The organism is Aeromonas sp. FL131 (genome assembly GCF_049860615.1).
Lineage (GTDB): Bacteria > Pseudomonadota > Gammaproteobacteria > Enterobacterales > Aeromonadaceae > Aeromonas > Aeromonas hydrophila.
In genome coordinates, this window is sequence record NZ_CP187595.1 from 3,479,893 (window position 1) to 3,487,500 (window position 7,608).

4 protein-coding genes and 2 rRNA genes (1 of these 6 only partly in view) are annotated in these 7,608 nt (G+C 57.3%); all 6 read right to left on the minus strand.

Going from position 1 to position 7,608, the window contains the following annotated elements; translation table 11 throughout:
- Positions 1-10 precede the first annotated feature (10 nt).
- Positions 11-1,381 carry a PhoH family protein gene (locus ACPW75_RS16090; protein WP_011704812.1) on the minus strand — a complete coding sequence of 457 codons (1,371 nt, stop codon included), beginning with the start codon at positions 1,379-1,381 and terminating at the stop codon, positions 11-13.
- 208 nt (positions 1,382-1,589) lie between these two features.
- The gene (locus ACPW75_RS16095) at positions 1,590-2,270 is read right to left on the minus strand and encodes an NrdJb (protein ID WP_017410266.1); all 681 of its coding nucleotides are present in this window, start codon (positions 2,268-2,270) and stop codon (positions 1,590-1,592) included.
- A 10-nt stretch (positions 2,271-2,280) separates the two neighbouring features.
- Complete coding sequence (locus ACPW75_RS16100) at positions 2,281-4,428, minus strand: adenosylcobalamin-dependent ribonucleoside-diphosphate reductase (protein WP_077097673.1); 2,148 nt, start codon at positions 4,426-4,428, stop codon at positions 2,281-2,283.
- A 208-nt stretch (positions 4,429-4,636) separates the two neighbouring features.
- Positions 4,637-5,089 carry a pullulanase gene (locus ACPW75_RS16105; protein ID WP_011704809.1) on the minus strand — a complete coding sequence of 151 codons (453 nt, stop codon included), beginning with the start codon at positions 5,087-5,089 and terminating at the stop codon, positions 4,637-4,639.
- 287 nt (positions 5,090-5,376) lie between these two features.
- Positions 5,377-5,491: ribosomal RNA gene (rrf, locus tag ACPW75_RS16110) — 5S ribosomal RNA — on the minus strand.
- Between the two features lie 81 nt (positions 5,492-5,572).
- Positions 5,573-7,608: ribosomal RNA gene (locus ACPW75_RS16115) — 23S ribosomal RNA — on the minus strand (it continues 853 nt past the right edge of the window).

Consider the following 7,608-nt stretch of genomic DNA (forward strand, 5'->3'; position numbering starts at 1 on the left):
GTCAGTCAAATCAGAGGTTTTCCTCGGCGAAGGAGGCGAGCTTGCTGCGCACCACCCCGTTCAGGAAGATGTTGGCACTGCCGTCGAAGTCTTTGAAACGCTCGACGATGTAGGTCAGACCCGAGGTCACCGGGCTCAGGTAGTTGGAGTCGATCTGGGCCAGGTTGCCGGAGCAGACGATCTTGGTGCCTTCGCCGCAGCGGGTGATGATGGTCTTGATCTGGGACGCGGTCAGGTTCTGGCACTCGTCCAGCAGCACGAAGGTGTTCTGGATGCTGCGCCCGCGCATGAAGTTGACCGATTTGAACTGGATGTTGGCCTTCTCCATGATGTAGCTGAGGGACCCGCTCATGTTTTCGTCCTGCTTGTGCAGCACCTCCAGGGTGTCGGTCACCGCCGCCAGCCAGGGCATCATCTTCTCCTCTTCGGTGCCAGGCAGGAAGCCGATGCTCTCGGCGATTTCCGGGGTATTTCGGGTGACGATCACCTTCTCGTAGATCCCCTTCTCGATCACCAGCTCCAGCGCGGCGGCCATGGCCAGCAGGGTCTTGCCGCAGCCCGCCGGGCCGGTCAGGATCACCAGGTCGATGTGCGGATCGAGCAGCGCATCAAGCGCCATCCCCTGATAGACGTTCTTGGGATGAACCCCCCACGCCTTGCGGGACATCAGCCGTTCGCGCCCCAGATCCTTGATGCGGATCTTCTGGCTGTCGTGGCTGAGCACCCGGGCGGCGAAGAAGTTCTCTTCATCGATCAGGTACTGGTTGACGTGAATGCCCTCCAGCAGGTTGGCATCGATGACGTGAACGGTATCGCGGCCATGGGTCTCGCTGTCGCACTCGCCGACCCGCTCCCAGAAGCTGCCTGGCACCACCTGAAAGCCCTTGGCCAGCAGGCGGATGTCGTCGATCAGCTGGTCGCTGCGGTAATCCTCGACGTGGGCAAGCCCGGCACCCTTCGCCTTGAGCCGCATGTTGATGTCTTTGGTGACCAGCACCACCTGACGTTTCAACTCGTGCTTTTGCAGGTAGAGGGCCGCGTTGATGATGCGGTTGTCGGCCTCCTTGTCGGTGAACACCTCGGCATCCTGCGGCAGATGGTGGTCACTGAAGATGGAGATGTGACCGCTCGCCTCGCCCGCCAGCGCGACCCCCTGTGCAATCTGTTCCGGCGTTGCATCGCGGAATACATCCTCCAGCGCCCGGATGGCCACCCGCGCATCGCGGCTGACGTCCTTGTGGCGATCCTTGATGTTGTCGAGCTCTTCCAGCACCGTCATGGGGATGAGCACGTCGTGCTCTTTGAAGGAGTAGATGGCGAGGGGTTCGTGAAGCAGAACGTTGGTATCCAGGATAAACAGCTTTCGGTCCGTGTTGTCCATAAGCATCCTCCTTGGCACTGAAGGTGCCACGTGTGTGAATCTCAGATGTCATTGAAACCACACGGCCGTGACAGTTTTATTACCCCCAACGCTACGCCCGATTTTACTATCGCGCAACAAATCGCGTGTACCGCCGGTGCGTTCGAACAGAAAAGCAGCAATGAAAAAGGCCGGCACCAAGGCCGGCCTGTTGTCTGCGCTCAATCACTCAACCGCACTTGGAATCGCCGCAATTGAGACAGGTCATGCAGCCATCCTTCTGCACCAGCGCCTTGCTGTGGCACTTGTAGCAAAGCGCCGCACCGGGTGGGAAGCCGCTGCCGGCCTGCTGCTCGTCAGCTTGTTGCCGGGCTTGCAACTCGGCCTGCTTGTCGGCCAGGAACGCCTGCTGGTGTTCATCCAGCCCGGCCACCTTGAGCATGCCTATCTCGGTGAGATGGGTTTCGATCACGTTGCCAATTTCGGCGATAAGCGAGGGTACGTACTTGCCCTTGTTCCAGTAGCCGCCCTTGGGATCGAACACCGAGCGCAGCTCCTCCACCAGGAAGGTGACGTCCCCCCCCTTGCGAAACACCGCCGAGATGATGCGGGTCAGCGCCACTATCCACTGGTAATGTTCCAGGCTCTTGGAATTGATGAAGATCTCGAACGGACGCCGAGTCTCGTGTACCGTCCCCTCGTTGAGAATGATGTCGTTGATGGTGATGAACAGCGAGTGCTCGGAGACATGTTCCGGCGTCTTCAGCTTGTAGGTGGTGCCCATCAACCGCTCCGGCCGCAACACCGTCTCGTGCATGTGAACCACGTCATCCTGCACAGGGGGTTGCTGCGGTTCATCCCGGGTTTTCACCTGGTAGGCGACGATTTTCCTGTCGATTTTCTTGACCATGCGCTCGTCCTCAGAATTTACCGTAATAGCCTTCTTTCAAGGCATCGTAGAGGTTGGCAGCGGTGTGCAGCTCGCCATCGTATTCGATCTCCTCGTTCCCTTTCGCCGTGACGACCGAGCCATCCTCCAGGGTGAACTCGTACAGGGTGTTCTCCAGATCCTGCTCCTTCACCAGCACCCCCTGGAAAGCTGCCGGGTTGAACCGGAAAGTGGTGCAGCCCTTGAGCCCCGAATCCGACGCATAGAGGTAGATGTCCTTGAACTGCTCGAACGGAAAGTCGGTCGGCACATTGGCCGTCTTGGAGATGGAGGAGTCGATCCAGCGCTGGGCCGCCGCTTGAATGTCTACGTGCTGGGCCGGGCTGATGTCGTCGGCGGTGATGAAGTAATCCGGCAACCGGGTCGCCTCATCCTCGGCATAGGGCATGGCAGCCGGATTGACCAGCCCGCGGTAGGCCAGCAGCTCATAGGAGTAGACATCCACGCTCTCCTTGCTCTTCTTGCCCGGCTTGATGACGTTGCGACTGTAGTGATGGGCAAAGCTCGGCTCGATGCCGTTGCTGGCGTTGTTGGCCAGCGATAGCGAAATGGTGCCGGTCGGTGCAATGCTGCTGTGGTGGGTGAAACGCCCCCCCACCTCGGCCAGCTCGGCAACCAGGGCGGGATCCACCTCGGCCACCTGTTGCATGTAGCGGCTGTAACGGGCGTGCAGCAGCTTGCCCTTCACCTTGTCACCGAGCTTGATACCGTCTGCCGCCATCTCGGGGCGCAGCCGCAGCAGCTTGCCAGTCACCTCGAACTCCTGCTCCATGATGGGGGCCGGGCCTTTCTCCTTCGCCAATGCCAGGGACTCGCGCCAGCCGGTCAGGGCCAGTTCCTGAGATACCTGCTCGGTAAAGGCGACGGCGGCGGCAGAGCCGTATCTTATCCGCAGCATGGTGAGGGCCGAGCCGAGGCCGAGGAAGCCCATGCCATGACGGCGTTTGCTGATGATCTCCTCACGCTGCCTGGCAAGCGGTAACTGGTTGATCTCCACCACGTTGTCCAGCATGCGGGTAAAGATAGCCACCACCTTGCGAAACGCAGACCAGTCGAAGGCGGCCTGTTCGGTGAAGGGGTCGCGCACGAACCGGGTCAGGTTGACCGAGCCCAGCAGGCAGGCGCCATAGGGGGGCAGAGGCTGCTCACCACAAGGGTTGGTGGCGCGGATCTCCTCGCAGAACCAGTTGTTGTTCATCTGGTTGACCTTGTCGATCAGGATGAAACCGGGCTCCGCATAGTCATAGGTGGATGTCATGATGACGTTCCACAGCTTGCGTGCCGGCAGGGTCTTGTAGACCTTGCAGGCGACCTGCCCCAGCTCGTTGAACACCACCCCTTCCCTGTTCGGCCAGTCGGCCCAGAACACCTGAGCGGGATCGTCCAGTGCTATGCCGTCCTGCTCCACCTCCCTGGCGGTGTAGGGGAAGATAAGCTGCCAGGGGACATCCTCTTTCACCGCCTTGACGAACTCTTCGGTGATGAGCAGAGAGAGGTTGAACTGACGCAGACGGCCATCCTCCCGCTTGGCCTGGATAAACTCGACCACATCGGGGTGACGGATATCCATGGTGCCCATCTGGGCGCCGCGACGACCACCGGCTGACGAGACGGTAAAACACATCTTGTCGTAGATATCCATGAAGGAGAGCGGGCCCGAGGTATAGGCCCCGGCACCGGAGACAAAGGCACCGCGCGGACGCAGGGTTGAAAAATCATAGCCGATGCCACAACCGGCTTTCAGGGTCAGTCCCGCTTCGTGCACCTTGCCGAGGATATCGTCCATCGAATCTTCGATGGTGCCGGAGACGGTGCAGTTGATGGTCGAGGTCGCCGGCTTGTGCTCGAAGGCTCCCGCATTGGAAGTGATGCGGCCCGCCGGAATGGCACCGTTGCGCAGTGCCCACAGGAAAGGCTCATACCAGACGTCCGGCTGCGACTCCTGGCCAGCCAGGGCAAGGGCGACCCGCTGGTAGGTTTCATCGATCGTGCCATCAATGGGGACGCCATCCTTGCTCTTGAGACGATACTTGCTATCCCAGATCTCGAAGGAAGTGTCCTGTAGGGGGATCAGGCGAGAGGCGATCTCACTCTCCTGCACCGGGTTGGATTTAGCCATGTTCAATCAACCTCATGTGAATGGAACAACGTCACGACAGTAGCAACAAACACAACCAATAGCGAACAAACAAAATAAAAACACTATATGTAGTATTTTCAATAACGAGAGAGCCTGTATCATCCTAAAAAAACGCCCCGGCCAGCAGTGGGCTGGGCCGGGGCATTGAACCGATTCATCGCCCGGGAAACGTGCTTCCCGGTCCAGATCAGGGTTTCTTGACGTACACGGTCGGGGTATCGCCCGCCATGTTCAGATAGAACTCATAGACGCCATCCGCATCCGGCGAGAACTTCATGTCTTCATACTTGGAGCAGGGGTTGACCGGCACGGCTTCACCACCCAGCACGGCAACACCATCACTCGGGCTCTTGTAGCCGAAGTTGGTGCCACAGCTCCAGCCGGAGTCGGCGAACTTGAACTTGTAGGGAGCCCACTCTTTCTTGAGCGTTCCCTTGGCCATGTAGAGCTTGTCGGCGACCTTGACCACCTTGCTCGCGTCGGTTGCCATCCAGTCGTTCATCTCCCCACGCAGGTAGATGGACTTGCCACCGAAATCGCTGTTGTCCGCAGCCGCTTGCTCAGCGCCACCGTGAGATGCGCAACCGCCTAATACCAGGGTTCCCGCCGCCAGCATCATCGTTACTGTTCTTTTGAACATGTGTCCATTCCTCAGATTATTGTGATTCCTTGGCCCATCGAACGTGGGCAGACGAATTAAAGCAGAGCAGGCATCACAAGAAAGGTAGAGGCATCACATTCTGTGCTTTTTATATCCAGCGCCAGGAGCCAATGGATAAATATCGAACAGAAAATGGGTCGTTCTGTTGAGTCGGAAAGAGAAGGTCGTCAAAGCGAAAAGGCATTCGAGGTACATTATCAGTCAACACACTGAATTGCAGGCAATAAAAAACCCCGCTCAGATGAGCGGGGTTTCTCGTGTTGGGTGCCTGGCAGTGTCCTACTCTCGCATGGCGAATGCCACACTACCATCGGCGCTACCGCGTTTCACTTCTGAGTTCGGCATGGGTTCAGGTGGTTCCACGGCGCTATGGCCGCCAGGCAAATTCTTCAATCTGAGAAAGCTGATGTAAGTAATTCGTTCGTATTTGCTACAAGCCTTAGAACACTTCTTGGGTGTTGTATGGTTAAGCCTCACGGGTAATTAGTATGGGTTAGCTCAACACGTCGCCGCGCTTACACACCCCACCTATCAACGTTGTGGTCTCCAACGGCCCTTTAGGACCCTCAAGGGGTCAGGGATGACTCATCTCAGGGCTCGCTTCCCGCTTAGATGCTTTCAGCGGTTATCGATTCCGAACTTAGCTACCGGGCAGTGCCACTGGCGTGACAACCCGAACACCAGAGGTTCGTTCACTCCGGTCCTCTCGTACTAGGAGCAACTCCCTTCAATCATCCAACGCCCACGGCAGATAGGGACCGAACTGTCTCACGACGTTCTGAACCCAGCTCGCGTACCACTTTAAATGGCGAACAGCCATACCCTTGGGACCGACTTCAGCCCCAGGATGTGATGAGCCGACATCGAGGTGCCAAACACCGCCGTCGATATGAACTCTTGGGCGGTATCAGCCTGTTATCCCCGGAGTACCTTTTATCCGTTGAGCGATGGCCCTTCCATTCAGAACCACCGGATCACTATGACCTACTTTCGTACCTGCTCGACCTGTCCGTCTCGCAGTTAAGCTGGCTTATGCCATTGCACTAACCTCCTGATGTCCGACCAGGATTAGCCAACCTTCGTGCTCCTCCGTTACTCTTTGGGAGGAGACCGCCCCAGTCAAACTACCCACCAGGCACTGTCCGCGACCCAGATTCATGGGCCTGCGTTAGAACATCAAACATACAAGGGTGGTATTTCAAGGACGGCTCCAGCGCAACTGGCGTCACGCCTTCAAAGCCTCCCACCTATCCTACACATGTAGGTTCAATGTTCAGTGCCAAGCTGTAGTAAAGGTTCACGGGGTCTTTCCGTCTAGCCGCGGGTACACCGCATCTTCACGGCGAATTCGATTTCACTGAGTCTCGGGTGGAGACAGCATGGCCATGGTTACACCATTCGTGCAGGTCGGAACTTACCCGACAAGGAATTTCGCTACCTTAGGACCGTTATAGTTACGGCCGCCGTTTACCGGGGCTTCGATCAAGAGCTTCGCTTGCGCTAACCCCATCAATTAACCTTCCGGCACCGGGCAGGTGTCACACCCTATACGTCCACTTTCGTGTTTGCAGAGTGCTGTGTTTTTGATAAACAGTCCCAGCCATCTGGTCACTGCGACTCCCAACTGCTCCATCCGCAAGGGACTTCACTGTCAAGAGCGAACCTTCTCCCGAAGTTACGGTTCTATTTTGCCTAGTTCCTTCACCCGAGTTCTCTCAAGCGCCTTGGTATTCTCTACCCGACCACCTGTGTCGGTTTGGGGTACGATGACTTGTAATCTGAAGCTTAGAGGCTTTTCCTGGAAGCAGGGCATCAATGGCTTCCGCACCGTAGTGCGTTCGTCTCGTGTCTCAGTGTTGTGTCTCCGGATTTGCCTAGAAACACCACCTACGCACTTTCACCAGGACAACCGTCGCCTGGCCCACCTAGCCTTCTCCGTCCCCCCATCGCAATTACAAGTCGTGCAGGAATATTAACCTGCTTCCCATCGACTACGCCTTTCGGCCTCGCCTTAGGGGTCGACTCACCCTGCCCCGATTAACGTTGGACAGGAACCCTTGGTCTTCCGGCGAGGAGGCTTTTCACCCCCTTTATCGTTACTTACGTCAGCATTCGCACTTCTGATATCTCCAGCATGCCTCTCGACACACCTTCGCAGACTTACAGAACGCTCCCCTACCACTCACGCTTAGCGTGAATCCGCGGCTTCGGTGCCTGGTTTGAGCCCCGTTACATCTTCCGCGCAGGCCGACTCGACTAGTGAGCTATTACGCTTTCTTTAAATGATGGCTGCTTCTAAGCCAACATCCTAGCTGTCTGAGCCTTCCCACATCGTTTCCCACTTAACCAGAACTTTGGGACCTTAGCCGGCGGTCTGGGTTGTTTCCCTCTTCACGACGGACGTTAGCACCCGCCGTGTGTCTCCCGGATATTACTTACTGGTATTCGGAGTTTGCATGGGGTTGGTAAGTCGGGATGACCCCCTAGCCCAAACAGTG